The sequence below is a fragment of the Kocuria sp. CPCC 205297 genome (assembly GCF_040981035.1).
Classification (GTDB): Bacteria; Actinomycetota; Actinomycetes; order Actinomycetales; family Micrococcaceae; genus Kocuria; species Kocuria marina.
The window spans coordinates 74959-94736 of record NZ_JAVKPY010000003.1; the positions used below are offsets into that span (position 1 = coordinate 74959).

Below are 19778 nucleotides of genomic sequence, written 5' to 3' on the forward strand. Positions count from 1 at the left end.
CGCGTGCGCGAGCCCGTCCGTGGTCGACCGTGCGGGACCGTGGTTGTCCGTGCTCACTCGTCCTGCAGGGCCAGTCGGCCCGGCTGCACGAGGAACTGCGGTGAGCGACCCTGCCGGATCAGTTCCAGCTGCTCAAGGATCAGCTTGCGCACCCGGGGCCGGAAGGAGACGTTGGAGCCGCCCACGTGGGGCAGCACGATCGAGCCCGCCGCGCTCATCAGGGAGTGGTCACCGGGAAGCGGTTCGGGGTCCACCACGTCCAGCGCGCAGCGCAGACGGCCCGAGACGACCTCCGCGGTCAGGGCGTCCGTGTTCACCACGGGACCCCGGCCCACGTTGACCACGAGGGCGTCGTCCGGCAGCAGTGCCAGGGTCCGCTCGCCCACCAGGTCGCGGGTCGCATCGCCGAGGGGTAGCGCGAGCACCAGGATGTCGGTGCGCGGCAGGATCTCGTCGAGTTCGTCGATGCCGTGGATACGGCCGGCCTCGTCCTCGCGGGCGTGGGAAGCCACTCGGGTGAGCTCCACCTCGAACGGTGCGAGTCGGGAGATGACCGCGCCTCCGATCTCCCCGACGCCCACCACGGTGACGCGGGAGTCAGCCACCGCGCGCGAGAAGTACCGCTTGTAGACACCCTCGTGCTGTTGCAACACGGCCCGGTCCAGGTTGCGCTGCGCGGCGATGATCAGTCCCAGGGCGATCTCCGCGGTCCCGGCCGCGTGCACCCAACCGCCGGCGGCCAGGGCCACGTCCTCACCAATCTTCTCGGGCACGCCGTCGAAGCCCGTGGACTGCAACTGCACCAGGCTCACGTCCCGCACGACGGAGGGTTCCTTGAGCCAGCGCCCGCTGTAGTAGGGGGCCACGGCGATGTCCACGTCCTCCCGGGCGCAGCCCTCCGGCTCGTTCTCCAGATCCCACAGCACGCACGTGAAATCGGTGGTTTCGGCGCTGATCTCGTCGAAGAGCTGCTGCTCGGGCAAGGAGATCACACGCAGGTCGGACAGCGGGACATCCTGGGAGTGGCTCATGCCCCCGATTCTACGGTCCGGTATACGCCGTAGGACCCGTACTACGGACGTGGCCATCGGCACCCCGCAGCCCGATTTGACTCCCCCCGCCGTGGTGCTAAAGTAATCTCTCGTTGCGAGGGAGAAAGTAACGGCGAACACCGCCCGCTGACCCGTCCAACGCCCGCGCCTCTAGCTCAATTGGCAGAGCAATTGACTCTTAATCAATGGGTTCAGGGTTCAAGTCCCTGGGGGCGCACGGGACGACCGAAAGGACCGGATCACATGTGATCCGGTCCTTTCGCTGTCTTAACTCAACGAGCGTGCGCGGTCGCCCCGCCGCTCGTCGCGTTCCGGGTCACGACGACGCCGCTGCGCCGCCGGGGTCAGCGCGACGTGGCGCTGTGTTCCGACTCCGTCGGTGAGTCGGCACCCTCCGTGGGACCGGCCGGGGTCTCGGCGCCATCCTCGACCTCCATGCGCCAGCGTGCACCACCCAGGGTGGAGATCAGGTCGATGAGCTTGCGGCGGAACTGCTCGTCCGTGTCACGGTCGCTACCCAGCAACCCCTTCTCCAACCGCGCGGCGTCCACGAGGACCCGCTCCCCCGCCGGGGAGATGCTCACCACGTGGGAACGGCGGTCGAGCGCGTTGCGGGAACGCGTGATGTGACCATGCACCTCCAACCGGTGCAGGGTCTTGCCCATGGTCTGGGCCTGGACGCGCACTTGGTGGGCCAGTTGCGCCTGCGTCATGCTGCCCTCCGAGCGGAGGACGTCCAGGGCCATCACGCCCGCGTGGGTGATACCGAGAGACGCGAGGTTCTCGTTCCACGCGTGTTCCACGAGGCGAGCCGCCGTGGACAGCAGACGGTTCGTGGGCCACTGGTTCTTGTAGGACATAGGACTATCGTATCCGCTCGACGAAATCTCTGAACAATACTACGGGGCACCCCGCCAGTCAAATCCCCGCGCCGAACATCGTCTTGCGAACCCCTCTCGTGCGACTGCGGGAACCGCCCGGGATCGTGCGCACTGGGCGCGGGGCGGACGCAGCGACGTCGTACGGCGGGACCGAGACCGGAGCCGGTGCGTGAACCCGAAGCATGGCATGCTCGGGTGCATCCCTGAACTGTACGTGAGAACGCGTCCTTAGGGAACACCTGTCACTCACCAGGAAGGATCACGCCGTGACCGTTCGTCTGTCCCCCGGGGACGCCGCTCCCGATTTCACCCTGCCCGACGCCCACGGGGAGCCCGTCGTCCTGGCGGGCCTGCGCGGTAGCAAGGTCATCCTGTACTTCTACCCCCGCGCCGCGACCCCCGGCTGCACCACGCAGGCGTGCGACTTCCGGGACAACATGGCCTCGTTCGGTGCCGAGGGTTACCGTGTGCTCGGGATCTCGCCGGACGCTCCCGCTGCCCTCGAGCGCTTCGCACAGAACGAGGGTCTGGGCTTCCCGCTGCTCTCGGACGAGGACCACGCCGTGGCGGAGGCGTACGGCGCGTGGGGCGAGAAGAAGAACTACGGGAAGGTCTATGAGGGTCTCATCCGCTCGACCGTGGTGCTCGACGAACAGGGGACGGTGAGCCTCGTCCAGTACAACGTGCGCGCCAAGGGGCACGTGGCCAAGCTGCGCCGGGACCTCGGCCTCGACACCTGAGCGGGCGGCCGCCGCCCAGCCTGGGACCCGGAACCGGGGCCGCACCGCGCGCTTCTCGGCGAGCGCGGAGGAAGCACTGGTTAGTCACTGGTTAGTATGGTGGACGATTCCGGGCACCCCCTCCGCGTTCAGGCCGGGTCCGGGTCCCGATGTCAGCGCGAGTGGTGGAACTGGTAGACACGCAGGATTTAGGTTCCTGTGCCTCACGGCGTGCGGGTTCGATTCCCGTCTTGCGCACCATGATGCCGCGTACTGCCGTGCGACGACGCGGCGGCCAGAGAAAGGATGCGCCGTGGTTGCTGAGAACCGCCTCGGACGGCGTTCCTTCCTCTCCCTCGCGGGCGCGGGGCTCATGCTCACCGGTTGCGGGTCCACGACCGCCCGCTCCTCGGCGAGCGCCACCGCACCCCGCAACACGTTTGTTCTGGCGCACGCCGCGGCACCGGCGGGGCTGGACCCCTCCCGGAGGAACTCGCAGGAGACGGCCCGGATCGCCACGCAGATCCTGGAGGGGCTCGTTACGGCGGACCGCTCGACCGGTGAGCCCGCGCCGGGCCTCGCGGAGTCGTGGGAGCTCGCGGATGATCGTCGGTCCGTGACGTTCACCCTGCGCCGGGGGGTCCGCTTCCATGACGGTGCCGCGCTGGACGCCGCCGCGGTCAAGGCGAACTTCGACAAGTGGCAGGCCCAGGCCGAGTCCTCCGAACCGTGGGCCTCGCGCTGTGCGTTCGCCACGGCCTTCCGCCACGGCACGTCGAGCCCGCTCGTGGCCTCGGCCTACGCCGGCACGGAGGTCACGGACGAGCGCACCGTGGTGGTGAAGCTCACCCGCCCCTACACGCCGCTGCTGGCCGCCCTGACCCAGCCGGCGTTCGGGATCGCCTCCCCCGCGAGCATCGAGGCGGGGACGGAGAACGAGCACCCCGTGGGCACGGGCCCCTTCCGCTTCGACTCGGCGACCGCCGACACCGTGAAGCTCTCCGCCCACGAGGGCTACTGGGGCGAGCTCGGGGATGTGGGCACCCTCGAGATGCGGGTCATCCGTGACGCACATGTGCGCTGTGCGGCCCTGCTCACGGGTGAGGTGGACGCGTACGACCTCGTGGGGCTCGACGCCTTCGCGCCCCTCGCGCGCCGCGGCGTGCAGGTGCTCTACCGCGACCCCTACTCCGTGTCCTACCTCGGGTTCAACCGTTCCGTCCCCGTGCTGCGGGACGTCGCGGTACGCCGCGCCGTCGCCTCCGCGATCGACCGCGGTGCCCTGGCGTCCCAGCTGTACCCCAGCGGGACCAACGTGGCGGACCAGTTCGTCCCCGCCCGGTTCAACGTGGACGGCGAGAACCTGCAGATCCCCGGCTACGACCCCCAGCGCGCCCGGGACCAGTTGCGGGCCAGTTCCTACCGGGGGCAGGCCCTGCGCTTCTACTACCCGCGCAATACGTCCCGGATGTACCTGCAGGAACCGGAGCGCGTGTACGCGCAGATCTCGGCGCAGCTCACCCGTGCGGGCTTCCGTCTGGACCCCGTCCCCATGGACTGGGACGACGGGTACGTGGACGCCGTGACCGACCCCACCGCGGGCCACGCGTTCAGCCTCCTGGGCTGGAGCGGGAGCTTCCGCGACCCCGACGGCTTCATGGGCACGTTGCTGGGCACCCCCGACGCACAGTTGGGGGACGACGACGCCGGGTTGCTCACCGCGGTCAACCGCGCCGCCACCATGCCCCAGGGCGACGCCCGCAATGCCGCGTACCGCACGCTCAATGACCGCGTCTCGGCGGTGATCCCGGCCGTGCCGCTCGCGCACCCCGTCTCGGCGGTGGCTGTGAACTCGCGCGTGGCGTCCTTCCCGTTGACCTCCACGGGGTTCGAACGCTTCAACGAGCTGCGCCTGGCCTGAACCGCACCATGTGTGCCCGGCGGCTCCGTTGGGAGTTGACTGGAGCTGGGGATACCCTGGACAACGGAAAGCCTCGGCGCAGTGCCGCGTCGATCATGCACGCACGGGAGACAATGTGACTTCATCTCAACCCACCGAATCCGTCGACGTCGTCCTGGTGGGCGCTGGCATCATGAGCGCCACGCTCGCGACCCTGCTCAGCGACCTGCAGCCGGACTGGTCCATGACCGTCCTGGAGCGCCTCAACGCCGCGGGTCTCGAGAGCTCCAATGCCTGGAACAACGCGGGCACCGGACACTCTGCGCTGTGCGAACTGAACTACGCACCCCAGGCCGCGGACGGCACTGTGAGCGCCACGAAGGCACTGAACATCAACGAGCAGTTCCAGGTGACGCGCCAGCTGTGGAGCTCGCTCGTGGAGAACGGCACGCTCGAGTCCCCCGACACGTTCATCAACCCCGTGCCCCACATCTCCATGGTGTTCGGTGAGGACCACGCGGACTACCTGCGCGCCCGCTACGACGCGTTCAAGCCTCACAAGCTGTTCGAGCGCATGGAGTTCACCGAGAACCGCGACCAGATCGCCGAGTGGGCGCCCCTCACGATGCACGGCCGCGGCGCCGGTCGCGTGGCGGCGACCTTCGCCCCCGAGGGCACGGACGTGGACTTCGGTGCCCTCACCAACCAGCTGCTCACCCACCTGACCGGGCGCAACCTGACCGTGCGCTACGGTCAGGAGGTCACCACCCTGAAACGCCAGAGCGACGGTTCCTGGAACGTCTCGGTCGAGGACAGGCTCAACAGCGACAACAACCGCGTCATCCACGCGCGTTTCGTTTTTCTGGGTGCCGGCGGCGGCGCGCTGTCCCTGCTGCAGAAGTCGGGGATCCGGGAGGCCAAGGGCTTCGGCGGGTTCCCCGTCTCCGGTCTCTTCCTGCGCAACACCGATCCCACCGTCACGTCCCAGCACAACGCCAAGGTCTACGGCCAGGCCTCCGTGGGCGCCCCGCCCATGTCCGTGCCCCACCTGGACACGCGCTACGTCCACGGCGAGCGCACCCTGATGTTCGGGCCCTACGGCGGGTTCAAGCCCAACTTCCTCAAGCACGGTTCCCTGCTGGACCTGCCCAAGAGCGTGCGCGCACACAACCTCTACCCCATGACCCGTGCGGGTCTGGCCAACCTGGACTTAGTCAAGTACCTCGTGGGCGAACTGACCAAGACCCGGTCCCAACGCATGGACGCCCTACGGGAGTACTACCCCGCCGCCGAGGAGTCCCAGTGGGAGCTCATCGAGGCCGGTCAGCGCGTGCAGGTCATGAAGTCGGATCGGCAGAAGGGTGGCGTGCTGCAGTTCGGCACCGAACTCGTGACCAGCGCGGACGGCTCGATCGGTGCTCTGCTGGGCGCCTCCCCCGGTGCGTCAACGGCCGTGCCGATCATGCTCAACCTGCTCTCCCGCTGCTTCCCGGCAAAGATGTCCGAGTGGGAGCCCAGGATCAAGGAGCTGATCCCCTCCTACGGCAAGAAGCTCGATGAGAACCCGCAGCTCGCGGACGAGATCATGGGTCACACCGCCCAGGTGCTCGGCATCAAGTAGTCCCGTTCCGGCGGACGTTACGGAGGGTCTTTATGCACTGCGCACAAAGACCCTCCGTCGTCTCCACCTCTGATCAGCTGTGCCCCAATGCGTGGACAGGCTCTGTCCTCCCGGCCACAAGTGTGGACACCGCTCGCTGGGGGCGCGCTCATCCCCTCTCGTAACATGTAGATAACGTCCATAGGGGGTGGACGTTGCCAAAGGGGGAAGAATGACATCAAGGGGGAGTGTCGAAGCGTGGGATGCACTAAGCCGCTGCCATGTGTCGGTGACACGTCAGCTCCAACGCGGAGTGGATTTACGCGGCTTGTCTCGTCGTGAGTTCGAGGTCCTGGCCGCGCTGTGCACCACCGGCCGGGGTGGCCTGCGGTTACGCGATCTCAACAGCCACGTGCTGTTGACGCAATCGAGCCTCTCACGCATGCTCGAGCGTCTCGAGAACAAGGGGCTCGTGACCCGGCGCCAGGATTCCCAGGACCTGCGCGGTGTGCGGGTCGCCCTGACCGATGCCGGGACCCAGCTCTACGAGCAGATCTCGCAGGACAACGACCAGATGGTCGCGGACGTCATGAGCACCGCTCTGGACGCCCAGGAGATCAGGGTGCTCACGCGACTGAGTGAACGCATCCATCAGTACGCGTTGTCGTTGTCACGGTGACCGATCCGCACCGCTGCACGCACTGACCCGCCCGTACGGCGGCCCACACCGCGCCCACGATTCGTCGTGGGCGCGGTGTCGTGTCCGGCGACGTCGCGTACAGCGGAGTCGCGCCCCGGCGGTGCCGCATGCCCCGATACCATATGATGCAGTGCCGCGCCCGACGGTGCTGCGCCGTGCGGCGGTGTCGTCGGCAGTACCGGGGCCGGCGCCGTAGAGGCGCACGGTGCGTGGGCAGGGGTCGGGAGGTCGCTAAACTTGTGGGAGTACCTGCTTTGCGCAGCCACCACATCCGCTCCTGGAGAGGACCCCCATGACCAGTCAGCACCCGGAGTCCACGGTACGTCGTGAGAACCCCGCCCCTGACCCGGACCACGACGCCAAACCCGACTCCCCCACCGAACTCAAGGGGCAGTCGTGGGGCTACGTCTTCAAGCGGGCCGTGTCCGAGTTCAGCAAGGACGGGTGCACCGACCTGGCCGCCACGTTGACGTACTTCGCGGTGCTCTCGATCTTCCCGGCGCTACTGGCGCTGGTGTCCCTGCTCGGTGTGTTCGGTCAGGGTGAGGCCACCACGAACGCCATCCTGGACTTCCTGAACCGCTACGCTCCCGCGGCCCTCGTGGACCTGTTGTCCGGGCCCATCTCCCAGTTGACCACGCAGTCCGGGGCCGGGTTCGCCCTGGTCGTCGGTGTCGTGGGTGCCCTGTGGACCGCGTCGGGTTACACCGGTGCGTTCGCCCGCGCCATGAACCGCATTTACGAGATCTCCGAGGGCCGCCCCTTCTGGAAGCTCAAGCCCATCATGCTGCTGATCACCCTGATCATCGTGCTGATCGTGGCCGCCGTGATGTTCATGGTGTTGCTCTCCGGTGACTTCGCGCAGACCGTGGGTGACCTGGTGGGTCTGGGTTCCACCACCGTGACCGTGTGGAACTGGGCCAAGCTGCCCGTCATCCTGTTCCTGCTCGTGCTGCTCATTGCGATCCTGTACTACGCGACGCCCAACGTGAAGCAGCCCAAGTTCAAGTGGTTGAGCCCGGGTGCGGCCATCGCGCTCGTGTTCATGATCATCGCCGGGCTCGGGTTCGCTTTCTACGTGGCGAACTTCTCGAGCTACAACGCGACCTACGGCGTCATCGGCTCCGTGATCATCCTGCTCCTGGGCCTGTGGATCATGAACAACGTGCTCCTCTTCGGCGCCGAGGTGGACGCCGAACTCGAGCGTGGCCGCCAGTTGCAGGGCGGGATCCGTGCCGAGCACGCCGTCCAGCTGCCTCCCCGGGACACCACCCAGGTGAAGAAGCAGAAGGAGAAGGAGGAGAAGCTCGAGGCCGAGGGGCGCAAGATCCGGCTGCGCACCGAGCACGTGGACTACTCCCAGGACTCCTGAGTCCCCACGACGATCCTTGGCAACGCGGGCCCGCACCATCGTGCGGGCCCGCGTTCTCATGTTCAGGGCCTGGCACCCGGGTCCGTCATTCGGTTTCTCGTCAACCCGGATCATCTCCCGGCTCGTCATCCGCACCCGGTTTTCGTCGCGGGGCGAACGCGCGGCGTCGTCGTACGATGCGTGGCGGCCACCATGCATACTTGGAAGGACGCTAGGAAGCTACGAGACGACGGAGGCAACCGTATGCACAAGGTCAAAGGCGTGGTGGTGCGGGCCAAGAACGAGCCCGCCACCGTTGAAACCATCCTGGTCCCCGATCCGGGGCCGGGCGAGGCACTCGTGGACGTGCTCACGTGCGGGGTGTGTCAGACGGACCTGCACTACAAGGTGGGCGGCGTGGGGGACGCCTTCCCCTATCTCCTGGGGCACGAGGCCGCAGGCGTGGTCAGTGCCGTGGGCGAGGGTGTCACGGAGGTCGCCGTGGGCGATCACGTGATCCTCAACTGGCGCGCGGTGTGCGGCGAATGCCGGGCGTGCCGCCGCGGTGAACCGTGGTACTGCTTCAACACCCACAATGCCGAGCAGAAGATGACCCTCGAGGACGGCACGGAACTCGAGCCCGCCCTGGGGATCGGTGCGTTCGCGGAGAAGACGTTGGTCGCGGCCGGGCAGTGCACCCTCATCGAATCCCCGCTCGAGGGCGAACAGTACGCCGCGGTGGGTCTGCTGGGCTGCGGCCTCACCGCCGGGATCGGCGCGGCGATCAACACCGGTGCGGTCAAGCGCGGAGAGTCCGTAGCGATCATCGGCTGCGGCGGCGTGGGCACCGCTGCGGTCGCGGGTGCGGCGCTCGCGGGTGCGACGACGATCATCGCGGTGGACGTGGACGACGACAAGCTGAGCACCGCACAGCGGCTCGGCGCGACCCACACGGTCAATTCTCGTTCCGTGGATCCCGTGGAGACCATCCGCGAGCTCACGGGCGGTCACGGCGCGGATCTCGTGATCGACGCCGTGGGCGTGGCCGACACCTTCATGCAGGCCTTCCAGGCGCGTGACCTCGCGGGTCGCATGGTCCTGGTGGGCGTTCCCAATCCCGGGACCGTGGCGGAGATCCCGCTGGACCAGGTGTTCTCCCACGGCGGGTCCATCAAGTCCGCGTGGTACGGGGACACCCTGCCCTCCCGCGACTTCCCGATGCTCGTGGACCAATACCTCCTGGGCCGGTTGGACCTGGATGCCTTCGTCTCCGAGCGCATCGCCCTCGAGGACGTGGACGCCGCGTTCGGGACCATGAAGTCCGGCAAGGTCCTGCGTTCCGTCGTGGAACTGGCCCGATGACGCGCACACCGCAGACCGTCCTGACCGACCCGCGCGGCGGCGTCACCGTCACGAACTGCGTCACGGAGGGTACGTTCAGCCTGGACGGCGAGACCTTCGACGTGGAGAACAACGTGTGGGTCGTGGGTAACCAGGCCGAGTGCGTCGTGATCGATCCCGCGCACGACCCCGACACCGTGCTCGCCGCCGTCGCGGATCGCACCATCACGCACGTGCTGCTGACCCACGGTCACGATGACCACATCGCGGCGGTGCGCGAGTTCACCGACCGCGCGGGCACGGACGCCCCGATCATGATGAACCACGAGGACCTCATGCTGTGGCGCGCCGTCTACCCGGAGGGGCCCGAGCCCGAGCCGCTGCGAGACGGACAGGAGATCCTCGCTGGCACCGTGATGTTCACCGTGTTGGCCACGCCCGGCCACTCTCCCGGGTCCGTGGTGTTCCACGCCCCGCACCTGGGTGAGAACGGGGTGGTCTTCACCGGGGACACGTTATTCCAGGGCGGCCCGGGTGCCACGGGGCGGTCCTATTCGGACTTCCCCACGATCATCGACTCCATCGAGAAACGGCTGCTCACGCTGCCCGAGGACACCCTCGTGCTCACGGGTCACGGCGACTCCACGACCATCGGCCAGGAGAAGCCACACCTGAGCGAATGGATCGCCCGCGGCCACTGAGTGATCGCGCTCGCGGTACGACGCCGCTCGGCCCGGTCCCCTGCGAACCGGCCCGGGCGGCGTCGTCGTGTGAGCAGCGTCAAATACGGGGCCTGGGCCCGGGGCTGCGGCGTTGCGTGTAGTTGAAGATGAGGGCGGTGGACAACAGCACCATAGCGGCCGCCATGGGGACCATGGCCGCGGTCATGTCGTCGAAGTGTACGCCCAGGTACGCGCTGAGCGTGAGTCCCAGCGCCGTGGCGATGCTCGACGTCACAGTCATGCGTGCCACGAGTCCCAGGAAGTCGCTGCCCGCAGTGACGTAACCGGCACTGCTGTGGAGGCACAGCAGGCACGGGCCTGAGAACAACCCGAGCGCGAGGAGCACGAGGGAATACCCCACGAAACCGGACGGCGCGGACATGAGCATGGATGCCAGCAGTGCACCCGTGGCGGCGAGAATCCACATGTTCTCAGCGCTCAACCGGCGGCGGAAACGCACGGCCAGGCTCGACCCCACGGCGGCCCCGAACCCCAGCAACGCATAGATGACCCCCATGGTCTCCACGCTGTCCAGGGACACTGAGTACACCACGAGGCACCCGAGCACCGCGCCCATGAGGGCGTTCAGCGCCGCCACACCGTAGATCAATCCATGGCTCAGCCGGAACACGGCACGGCTACGCCCGGGCGCGCCGCGGGGGCGTCGCCAGGACCAGAGGGGCATGTCCGCGCGGGGACAGCGGGAGGAGGAATGCAGGACGAATGCCGCCGTGATCAGCACGGTCCACACGGCGGCGAAACGCAGCACCACCGCCGGGCCCATGGTCACAGCGAGCAGTCCCGTGAGCGCGGCACCCAGCACCGTGGCCAGTCCCTCGTTCACGGATTCGCGGCGCATGGCCGCCGGGAACGCTTGTGACCGGTCCTGTGCTCGCAACACGGAGGCCCAGCGGAGCCGCGCGGCCAGTCCCATGGGTGTCATGACCACGCCGGCCACGAAGAACGGCGCGAGCGCGGACACGGCATCCCACGAGACCGGGATCTCGGTGACCTGGGCTCGTGACAGCACCCAGAGGATGATCCCCTGGATCAGGGAGAACGCGACCAGGGCCCACAATCGCCAGCGGGCGTTGGCCAGCGCTGCCACACCCACGCCGCTCACGGCTATGCCGAGACACAGGGACGCCGAGCTCAACGCGGCCGTCCACGCGGAGGAGGACGAGACCGCCACGAGCGTGAGCAGGCCCAACGGGGCCATGACCTGGGGCAGGCGGAGCAACATGGTGATCGCGCCCAGGCTGCGATCACTGCGCACGGTGCGTTCACGCGGGGTGAGCACCTTGCCGGGCTTCTCGGGCGCGGGGCGGCGGATCGCAGTACTCACGACCTCAGCCTACGCGGCATCCCACGGCCCCGCGACGACCGACAGATGCGAGCCACCGGGGGTCTTGGTGACCACGAGCTGGGTGTCGATGCGTTGTTTCATCTCGCTCACGTGGGACACCACACCGATGACCCGCCCCGTGCGGCGCAACCCGTCCAGGGTCTCGAGGACCTGCTCGAGGGTTTGTTCGTCAAGGGAGCCGAAACCCTCGTCCACGAAGAGCGTGTCGATCTCCTGTCCCCCGGCCTCGGACCGGACGACATCCGCAAGAGCCAGGGCGAGCGCGAGCGAGGTGAAGAAGGATTCCCCGCCCGACAGTGTCTCCGTACCGCGGCGGACACCGGTCCACGAGTCGTCGATCTCGAGTCCGAGCCCGGACTTGCCACCCCCTCGGGTGCGATCCGTATGCACCAGTGTGAAGCGGCCGGATGACATCCGTGCGAGGTGTTCGGACGCCACCGCGGCCACGTGCTCGAGTTTCGCGGCGAGCACGAACGAGGTCAGGGTCATCCGCAGGGCGTTCTCGGGGGAATTCGCGGTGGCCACGTCCGCGAGTCCGCTCAGGCGCTGGGCGTTCTCTCGAGCGCGCTCGAGTTCGGCGTGTCGGGCGGGCATGTGCTCGGCGTGGGATGCGGCGTCGGCCGCGAGGGTCTGCAGTCCGCCCAGCTTCTGGTTCAATGCATCCCGCAACTGTTCGTACCCGTCCCGTTCGGCGGCGGTGCGAGCCAGTGCTTCCTCGGACAAGCCCGCGCGTTCCTCGGCGCTGAGCCCCTCGGCGCGTTGCATGTCCTGGGTCGCGAGTTCCGCCGAGACTGAGTCCCGCTCCTCCTGCAGGGCGGTGAGCCGCTCGGAGAGTCCGGCCGCGTCCGCCGGGTCCATGAGAGCCTCGTCCGCGGCGCTCTCGGTCTCGAACGGGGACGCGTCAAGGGCACGTTCCACGGCACCCTGCGCGGTGCGGACCTCGTGTTGCGCGGCTTCCAGCGCCCGCTGTTGCGATTCCCACTCGTTCACCGTGCGCACGAGGTGCTCGGACCGTTCGAGGAACTCGGTGGCCGAATCGAAACCCCTGATGCGCAGGGCCAACCCCTCACGCACCCGGTCGCACCGTGTCAGGAGTCCCTCGAGGCGCGCACGGGTCCCCGCGATGTCACCGTTGATCCGCGTCCCCTCCCCCTCGAGATCTTGGACCTCCCGCCGAGCAGCCGCGATCTCGGCCTCACCCCGGCGCACCCGGGTCAGGCTCTGCTCGAGTCGGGCCAGTTCCTCATCGGCGTGGCGACACCGGTCCACGGCGGCGTCGACGTCCGTGTCCGCGCCGCGCGCGAGCGCCTCGGCCGCACCGGTCTGCGCCCGCTGCCACGCTGCGTGGGATGCATCCACGGTGTCCTGTGCGGTGTCCCGGGCGGCGCGTGCGCGATCGAGTGCGTCATCGGTGACCTCGTCCTCGGTTCCGGCGCCGGCGAGGTGCGGGTGCTCCGTGGCTCCGCACACGGGGCACGGATCCCCCGGCTCCAGCCCGGTGGCGAGGGTCGCGGCCGCACTCGCGTAGCGCTGCGCTTCGAGCGCTTCCACGTGCTGGGCGGCAGCCCGCCGTGCGGTTTCATCCTCCCGGTACCGGCGCGCCCGTTCCTGCTCCTCCGCCCGGGCCCGTGCGTATTCCCGACTCGCGGCCACGGCCTCCCGCGCGGTGCGGGCCCGTTCGCGCACGAGGGCCTCGTCCTTGACCTCCCCCAGGAGTTCGCGATGCGATTCCTCGCTGCGGGTCAAGGCGTCCCGCGCGGAGGCGAGGTCCCGGGTGAGGTGCGTCGCCCGCTCCTCGAGCGCCGAAAGGGCCTTGCGTTCACGAGCCGCCTCCTCCTCGTCCCTCGTGAGCGACTCCTCCTGGGCCACGGCGCCCCTGGCGGATTCGCGCGCGGTCACGGCTGCATCGCGCAGACCCGCGGGCACCTGCCCGGACTCGTCCACGGCGTCCATGAGGCTCGCGTCCGGACCCAGAATGTGCTGAGCCACGCGGGCCGACGGCGCGTCCCCGGTGACAGTGGCACACAGGTCGGTGACGGCGGCGTCAAGGGTCGCGACGCGCCGTCGGGCGTCGCGCAGTTCCACGAGCGGCGCTTGCAATTCCTGTGCCGCCTCGTGCTCGCGCAGTTGTCGGGCCGCGTCCTCCGACTGCTCCGCATGCTCCGCGAGTTCATCCCGGCGCCGCGTGAGTTCGCCGCGCCTCCTCACCAGCGAATGCAGGGTCTCCAATTGTGCGTAGCGCTGCTGGGCCCCTGTGTACGACGACGCCGCGCCATCCCGTGCCCGGCCCACCGTGTCTACGAGGGTGTCGCAGTCGTCGACCAGCTCACGCCATCGATCCGGGCCCCCTTCGTTGTCTGCGTCTCCCGATTTCCCGTCCGCGGGCGCCTCCTCCGAAGCGGCCGACGCAGCGCTGGTCGAGGCTCGGCCCTGGTCGGACGAATCCGCGTCGGTTTCTCCACCGTTGGCGTCCGCCGCGGTGCCCACGGCGACGTCGCCGATCGACCCCTCGTCCGACGGGAGATCCAATCGGGTCCGGAGCGCCCCGGGGAGGTCCGATAGGACGTCCTCCGGTAACCGGGCGACCGTGTGGGCCACGCGTTCCCTGAGCCGGGCGAGGACCTCGTCCGCTCGTTCCGCCTCGCGTTCCGCCTCGTGCAGGACGCTCTTGGCTCGATCCGAGCGCGTTTTCAGCTCATCCTGGATGTCCGCGTAGACGTCCGTGCCGAACAGCGTTTCCAGGAGGTCTTCCCGCTCCTTGGAACCTGCTTGCAGGAACCTGGCGAACTGGCCCTGGGGAAGCATCATCACCTGGGTGAACTGCTCACGGTCCAGGCCCACGACGTGGTGGATGGTCTGCCCCACGTCGTCCGGGCGGTAACCGCGGTCCACCCATTGCCCCGCCACGTGTTCCCGCAATGACACCGTGGCGTGACGGTCGCTCCACCCGGACGCGGCCCGGGAGGACGGTTCGCGCCACGCGGGCGTCCTGCTCACGTGCCACCGCCGGCCACCCGCCGTGAACTCCAACTCGACGCGCGGCCCGGTGCGGGGATCCGCGTGATCACTGTGCTGGGCCTTGCGCCCGCCCTTGGCGGCAGTCGTGGGCCCGGATCCGTAGAGCGCGAAGCAAATGGCATCCAACACGCTGGTCTTACCCGACCCGGTTTCGCCGTTGAGCAGGAAGACCCCTGCCTCGTTCAGGACGTCGAAATCCACCGTCTCCCGCTTGGCGAACGGCCCGAAGGCGGTGATCTCCATCCGATGCAGCTTCACTGCTCCACTCCCCTGCTGCGCGCGGCGGCCACCGCGTCCGCGATCTCGTCCTGTTCCGGCCCGGACAGCCCCCGGTGCCGCACGTGGTCGTAGAACTGGGCGCACAGCTCCTCGGCACCGGCGGCTTCCGCGACCCGCGCGCTGTACGCCTGCTGGGTCAGAGTCCGGCCGCCCTCGGGTTCCCAGCGCAGTTCCACCGTGCGGGGGAACCGCGTCCTGATCCGATCCATCGCGGATGCCGGGCGGTCACGATCCGTGAGGACCACCTGACACCAGGCGCCCTCCGCCGAGGTGTGCGCCGGATCCCGTAGCAACTCGTCGAGTGTCCCCCGCAGGCACGCCAGATCCATGCGCGCGGCGTGGTCCAAGCCGGTGACCTCATGGACCCCGGTCTCCTGGACGTCCACGAGCCACGCTCCCTTGGGGTGTCCGGCCTCGGAGAAGGAATAGGCCACGGGCGAGCCGCTGTAGCGCACGGCGTCCGCGACTCGCTGCCGGCGGTGGATGTGGCCGAGCGCCGTGTAGTCATGACGGGCGAAGACCTCCGCCGGGACGGTGCCGAGGCCCCCGGAATCGACGACGCGCTCCGAATCCGTGGGTTGCGCCCCCGTCACGAACGCGTGCGCCATGACGACGGACGGGATGTCGCCTCGTTCTTTCCTGTCCGCATCGATGCGCTCCATCACGGTGCCCAGCACGGCCTGGTGCGTGGGTGCACAGTCGAGCGACAGCGCGGCCGCGCGCGGTTCGATGTACGGGATGCCGTACACGGCCACCGTGAACGCCCCCGACAGGGTGGCACCGCGCGGGTCGGGGGCGGGCGGCGCCGTTGCCCGGGCGACCGTGATCGTGGAGTCCGTCGACTGCGAGAGCAGGACCGGGACGTGGGCGTCCGGCACGCGGGTCAACAGGTGGACGCCGCCGTGGGACATGATGCCGGAGCCGAAACCCAACCGCGCCGGGGAGTCGTGGTTGCCGCTCGTGAGTATCACGTACGCGCCCGCCTCGCGGATCTGCGCCAGGGTGGTGCTGAGCAGCTCCACCACCTCCGTGCGGGGCTGGGCGCGGTCGTACACGTCCCCCGAGACCAGGACCGCGGAGACACCGTGGTGCCGCACCCACTCGACGATCTCGGCCATGGCCTGCGCCTGGACGTCCAGGATGTCGACGCCGTGGAAGGTACGCCCCAGGTGCCAGTCGGAGGTGTGCAAGATCAGCATGGGGTCAATGTAACCGCGGTCTCGGACACCCACAGCGACCTCCCGCACATGTGCAGGTCACACGGCGCAGGCCCCCTGACGGTGTGATCCACCGCGGCCGCCACCGCTTCGCTAGGCCGGCGGCGCGCCACGTGGCGGATTGTTTCTACTCGCTAGTTCCCTCTTCCACGCCGTGACCAGGGGTCATGCATGCGCATGTTCTTCGTCGTCCACAAGCTACGGCCCGGCCATGGCCCGCGCCGTCTTGCGCCTCTATGCTCTGGGGGATGTCGGGTACGTCACACAACGGTGTGGCACGAGGGGGTTCACCGGGATGCATTCACCACGACTGATCGCCACGGCCGGCCGGGGAACGACCCTCGCCCTGCTCGCAGCGCTGCTACTCACCGGGTGCGGTAACGGCTCGCCCGGAGCGGGTGGGGGTGACAGCGCCGCGCCCACGGGAGTCACTTCCGCGGGGACGACGGCGCAGCCCACGTCCCCCGCGCCGGACGCCTCCCCCGCATCCCCGACGACGCCGCAGAGCGGGTCCCCGAGCGGGTCCGACAGCGCATTGCCCGATGACTGGCGTCCGGAGGAACCCACGGTGCTGGCCACGGGCCAGAAGGTCCCGGAGGACTACGAACCCGCCACGCTGGAGCATCCGGCCCGCAATGTTCCCAAGCCCGTGATGCCCGCGGAGGCCAGGGACGAAACCGAGGCCGGCGCGCAGGCGTTCCTGAACTATCGGTTGGCAGCGCAGTGGTACGCCTTCCAAACCGGGGACACGTCTTTGATCCGCGACGTCACGTCGTCATCCTGTAGCCGATGCGCGGACCAGCGCACCCGAATCGAGCGCAATTTTGGGCCCAACCGTTGGATGGTCGGAGGCTACGAGGACGCCCAGATTCTGCCCGATTCGTTCGTGCAAAGACCAACGGGCGAATACACTCTACCGATCGACGCATCGAGCGCGGGCGTGATGGTGATCGACAACGGGGACATCGTTAGCCGGCAGCTCCCGTATGACGACGAAAATCTCTTGGATGTGTCCCTGACGTATGGAAATGGACGATGGACATACGTCACAGCATCGCCCCGGGGCAAATTGTGATGATGAGATACGGGCGCGGCATAATTTCGGCGTTAATCATTTCATTGTTGCTAATCCTGACTTCTTCTTTTGGTCTCAATATTTCCTACGCAGCTGAGTCTCCCTCCGGATTTGGCCAGGGCGATGAGGCCATTCCCGGGGAAGTAAGTGCGAGCGCCGAAAATGCTGTGATTGATATCACCTTGGCCGTGAGAGAGGCGGGCGTGGCTCCCGGTGTCAGCGCAATCGAGACGGAGAACGGACTAGATGGGCAGCGACCTGGTGGCGCCACGGCGTGGGATCCGGATACCGATCCCACGTTCCAGAAGGCGCTGCGTGATCGGCTCATGTCCAACGAGGATTCAATCTTCTTCAACGCCCGCCTGATGGACACCGCTAAGAACAAAACCGTCTACGGCCTCCAAGACCCCTGCACCGACCAACGTGGGGCAGCACTCACACGGTGCCGTACCACCCAGGAATGCACCGACGACACCGGGGCCGCCGGTGTGAACATGGACATCGTCATCGGCGGCGCCAATGACAGGACCCGCGCCGCGCGCGGTACCCAACTGTGCGTCAGCAACACCCAAGCCGATCAAGCCAGCGACGACGGGTACGTGCCGCTGCCGGTGTTCACCCTCCAGGACTTCCAACAACTGGCCGTCGCCCCCGCCGCCAGTCACGTCCAACCCGCCCCGGACACCTTGAAGAACATGCACACCAATGTTTATGCGCAGGCCCAACCCCAGACCTTCACCACGACCCTGGGTGGCTACCCTGTCCAGGTGAGGGCCTACCCCGTCCAATACACCTGGTATTACGGGGACGGCACCACCCTGGGCCCCACACCCCTGACCGGGGCACCCCTACCCGACGGTGCGTGGGATGAGCCCACCGACACTTCCCACGTCTACACGACCACCGGGGACTTCACCGTGACCCTGACAACCTCGTTCTACGGGGAATACAACATCGCCGACACCGGGTGGCAACCGGTCTCCGGCTACAACCAAGTCACCTCCCCACCGGTCGCGTTGAGTGTGTGGCGGGCCACCGTGCACAACGTCGCCGATGACTGCCACACCAACCCCACCGGCATCGGCTGCCCCGGCACCGACAAATAGCCGAGCCCAGGGAGGGTCGCGCCCCCACGCTCTCGAGGCCGGACATGCCCGTACGCCCGCACACGCTCCTGAGACACCCGGCCGACTTGATCCGTCCCGTACCCGAGGCGCCCCCAGCCCGGGCAGGCTCCCATGCCGCCCGGACCTCTCGAACGGCCCCATGCCCGAGCTGCATCACCCCGCACCGTCCTTTGCCACCCTCATAGACTGACCCCATGACCTCACCGCGCACACCCGAACTGTTGGAACAAGACCGCGGTCTGGACGCGGCGTCGTCGTGGTATCCGTCGCTCGTGAGGAGCGTGTTCCTTACGCCGTGGCGCGCGACCGCGGCAGAACGACCCGGCGAGGGAACCCAGCTCCTCGCGCGCACCGCGGGGGCGCTGAACGAGGTTGCCCACTGGGCGAATGACGGTCAGGCCGCGGATCCCACGGCGTGCGCGTGGCTCGCGTACTTGCGCTGGGCCGTGCGCAACGGCGCGAAGCTCCCCGGCGACGCACCGCACCCGCCCGACGACGACCTGGACCACGACTACCCCCTCCTCACCGCACCGGGTGAGCACGCCGGGGACGGTTTCACCGCCTTGTCCATGGGCCGCCTGGGCGAGGTCACTCGTCCGGTCCTGCCACGTGCGGACAGCGCCGAGATCCTGGCCCGCACGCTGCCCTATGGACTGGTGCCCCACATCGGGTGGAAGTCGCTCGTGGCCCTCGCCGTGGACTCGGCCGCGATCACCCACGGCAGCGCCGAGGCACAGACCGCGGCTGTTGGTGCGGCCCTGACCGTTCACGCGGCGGGCCGTGCGCGGGGCAGTGGGGCCTCACTGCAGGACGTGGTCGAGGAAACCGGCCGAGTGGTCGCACTCATGACCCGGCCCGCGCCCCTCACCCGGGAGTTGCTCGACCTGTGCGCGGACCGATCCGCCCGGGACTCCCTGTTCGATGGGATGACGGAACCCGCGGGAGCGTTCACGCGGGCCGTGGGGGACGGAACCGCGGCGTCGTCGGCCCTGGCACTGGGGCTCGCGGCGGTGCTGTGCGCCGAGGATGCGCCGCACGCGGATAACTCGGGGGACGACGTCGCTCAGCGGGCTCTCTCGCTGCTGTCCGGTCACCTGGCGGCGAACGACGCGGCACGTACCGTCGCGGTCAGTGTTGCTGCCGCGCGCTGGGGGCTCGGCGACGCCGCACACGGCGAGGACATCGGGGAGAGCGACAACGGCTCGGTCGGCGGCAACGGCGTCGCCGGCGACGACCGCATGGCCCGGCAGGACGCCGTGGCCGACGACAACAGCCGCACCACAAAAACGGACAGCGGCACGGACACATCCGGCACCGATCCCTCCGGAACCCGCGCGGCGACCCGCCGTGAACTGCTCGCCCTGGCCGATCGCTGGCTCACCCTGTGGCGGCCGCACGCCTGAGAATCACCCCGATCGGAGGCGCGTCGC

General features: G+C 68.5%; 15 protein-coding genes and 2 tRNA genes. 12 read left to right on the forward strand and 5 right to left on the reverse strand.

Translation table 11 applies throughout. The features are described from left to right. Positions 1–53: 53 nt before the first annotated feature. On the reverse strand, positions 54–1031 hold the full coding sequence (locus tag RF650_RS03340) for an NAD(P)-dependent oxidoreductase (protein ID WP_368814079.1): 978 nt from the start codon (positions 1029–1031) through the stop codon (positions 54–56). 165 nt (positions 1032–1196) lie between these two features. Here RF650_RS03340 and RF650_RS03345 point away from each other — a divergent pair. Continuing rightward, positions 1197–1269, forward strand: a tRNA-Lys gene (locus RF650_RS03345). A gap of 127 nt (positions 1270–1396) precedes the next feature. Here RF650_RS03345 and RF650_RS03350 read toward each other — a convergent pair. Further along, positions 1397–1912: a MarR family transcriptional regulator gene (locus RF650_RS03350; protein WP_311254115.1), complete on the reverse strand. Its 516-nt coding sequence runs from the start codon at positions 1910–1912 to the stop codon at positions 1397–1399. 287 nt (positions 1913–2199) lie between these two features. On the opposite strand from RF650_RS03350, the gene bcp reads away from it, so the two are divergent. The 8 genes from bcp to RF650_RS03390 all read left to right on the forward strand — a co-directional run bounded on the left by bcp (position 2200) and on the right by RF650_RS03390 (position 10245). After that, entirely contained in the window at positions 2200–2673 is a 474-nt protein-coding gene (gene bcp / locus RF650_RS03355; protein WP_098054727.1) for a thioredoxin-dependent thiol peroxidase, read from the forward strand. Positions 2674–2828: 155 nt separating this feature from the next. Beyond that, positions 2829–2913: transfer RNA gene (locus RF650_RS03360), tRNA-Leu, on the forward strand. 52 nt (positions 2914–2965) lie between these two features. Then, entirely contained in the window at positions 2966–4573 is a 1608-nt protein-coding gene (locus tag RF650_RS03365) for an ABC transporter substrate-binding protein (RefSeq protein ID WP_368814080.1), read from the forward strand. A 115-nt stretch (positions 4574–4688) separates the two neighbouring features. Further along, a complete protein-coding gene (locus tag RF650_RS03370; RefSeq protein WP_082943204.1) occupies positions 4689–6173 on the forward strand; it encodes a malate:quinone oxidoreductase in 1485 nt (494 codons plus the stop codon). A 307-nt stretch (positions 6174–6480) separates the two neighbouring features. Next, complete coding sequence (locus RF650_RS03375; RefSeq protein WP_231885488.1) at positions 6481–6831, forward strand: MarR family winged helix-turn-helix transcriptional regulator; 351 nt, start codon at positions 6481–6483, stop codon at positions 6829–6831. A 313-nt stretch (positions 6832–7144) separates the two neighbouring features. Then, positions 7145–8224 (forward strand): YihY/virulence factor BrkB family protein, encoded by a 1080-nt coding sequence (locus tag RF650_RS03380; protein WP_368814081.1) that lies wholly within the window; start codon positions 7145–7147, stop codon positions 8222–8224. Positions 8225–8467: 243 nt separating this feature from the next. Beyond that, positions 8468–9565, forward strand: a complete 1098-nt coding sequence (locus RF650_RS03385) for an S-(hydroxymethyl)mycothiol dehydrogenase (protein ID WP_064845695.1) — start codon at positions 8468–8470, stop codon at positions 9563–9565. Further along, positions 9562–10245 (forward strand): MBL fold metallo-hydrolase, encoded by a 684-nt coding sequence (locus tag RF650_RS03390; protein ID WP_368814082.1) that lies wholly within the window; start codon positions 9562–9564, stop codon positions 10243–10245. Before RF650_RS03385 ends, RF650_RS03390 begins: the two co-directional genes overlap by 4 nt. 79 nt (positions 10246–10324) lie before the next feature. Here RF650_RS03390 and RF650_RS03395 read toward each other — a convergent pair whose 3' ends face one another. Genes RF650_RS03395 through RF650_RS03405 form a run of 3 tightly spaced genes read right to left on the reverse strand, consistent with a single transcriptional unit; the run spans position 10325 to position 16128 of the window. Next, positions 10325–11611, reverse strand: a complete 1287-nt coding sequence (locus RF650_RS03395) for a hypothetical protein (protein WP_368814083.1) — start codon at positions 11609–11611, stop codon at positions 10325–10327. Positions 11612–11620: 9 nt separating this feature from the next. Further along, complete coding sequence (locus RF650_RS03400) at positions 11621–14893, reverse strand: AAA family ATPase (protein WP_368814084.1); 3273 nt, start codon at positions 14891–14893, stop codon at positions 11621–11623. Positions 14894–14904: 11 nt separating this feature from the next. Then, the gene (locus RF650_RS03405; RefSeq protein WP_368814085.1) at positions 14905–16128 is read right to left on the reverse strand and encodes an exonuclease SbcCD subunit D; all 1224 of its coding nucleotides are present in this window, start codon (positions 16126–16128) and stop codon (positions 14905–14907) included. Positions 16129–16441: 313 nt separating this feature from the next. Between RF650_RS03405 and RF650_RS03410 the strand changes: the two genes are divergently transcribed. The 3 genes from RF650_RS03410 (at position 16442) to RF650_RS03420 (ending at position 19751) form a co-directional block, all read left to right on the forward strand. Then, the gene (locus RF650_RS03410) at positions 16442–17221 is read left to right on the forward strand and encodes a DUF6318 family protein (RefSeq protein ID WP_368814086.1); all 780 of its coding nucleotides are present in this window, start codon (positions 16442–16444) and stop codon (positions 17219–17221) included. Then, positions 17182–18327, forward strand: coding sequence for a hypothetical protein (locus RF650_RS03415; protein ID WP_368814087.1), 1146 nt, complete (start codon positions 17182–17184; stop codon positions 18325–18327). Before RF650_RS03410 ends, RF650_RS03415 begins: the two co-directional genes overlap by 40 nt. Before the next feature lie 215 nt (positions 18328–18542). Continuing rightward, positions 18543–19751 (forward strand): ADP-ribosylglycohydrolase family protein, encoded by a 1209-nt coding sequence (locus RF650_RS03420; RefSeq protein WP_368814088.1) that lies wholly within the window; start codon positions 18543–18545, stop codon positions 19749–19751. Positions 19752–19778 lie beyond the last annotated feature (27 nt).

What these genes read in the sequence shown, in the direction of transcription:
- RF650_RS03340 (WP_368814079.1), bottom strand. Translation starts at nt 1,031, where the DNA reads ATGAGCCACTCCCAGGATGTCCCGCTGTCCGACCTGCGTGTGATCTCC.
- RF650_RS03350 (WP_311254115.1), bottom strand. Translation starts at nt 1,912, where the DNA reads ATGTCCTACAAGAACCAGTGGCCCACGAACCGTCTGCTGTCCACGGCG.
- RF650_RS03380 (WP_368814081.1), top strand. Translation starts at nt 7,145, where the DNA reads ATGACCAGTCAGCACCCGGAGTCCACGGTACGTCGTGAGAACCCCGCC.
- RF650_RS03385 (WP_064845695.1), top strand. Translation starts at nt 8,468, where the DNA reads ATGCACAAGGTCAAAGGCGTGGTGGTGCGGGCCAAGAACGAGCCCGCC.
- RF650_RS03390 (WP_368814082.1), top strand. Translation starts at nt 9,562, where the DNA reads ATGACGCGCACACCGCAGACCGTCCTGACCGACCCGCGCGGCGGCGTC.
- RF650_RS03400 (WP_368814084.1), bottom strand. Translation starts at nt 14,893, where the DNA reads ATGGAGATCACCGCCTTCGGGCCGTTCGCCAAGCGGGAGACGGTGGAT.
- RF650_RS03405 (WP_368814085.1), bottom strand. Translation starts at nt 16,128, where the DNA reads ATGCTGATCTTGCACACCTCCGACTGGCACCTGGGGCGTACCTTCCAC.
- RF650_RS03410 (WP_368814086.1), top strand. Translation starts at nt 16,442, where the DNA reads ATGCATTCACCACGACTGATCGCCACGGCCGGCCGGGGAACGACCCTC.
- RF650_RS03415 (WP_368814087.1), top strand. Translation starts at nt 17,182, where the DNA reads ATGGACATACGTCACAGCATCGCCCCGGGGCAAATTGTGATGATGAGA.
- RF650_RS03420 (WP_368814088.1), top strand. Translation starts at nt 18,543, where the DNA reads ATGACCTCACCGCGCACACCCGAACTGTTGGAACAAGACCGCGGTCTG.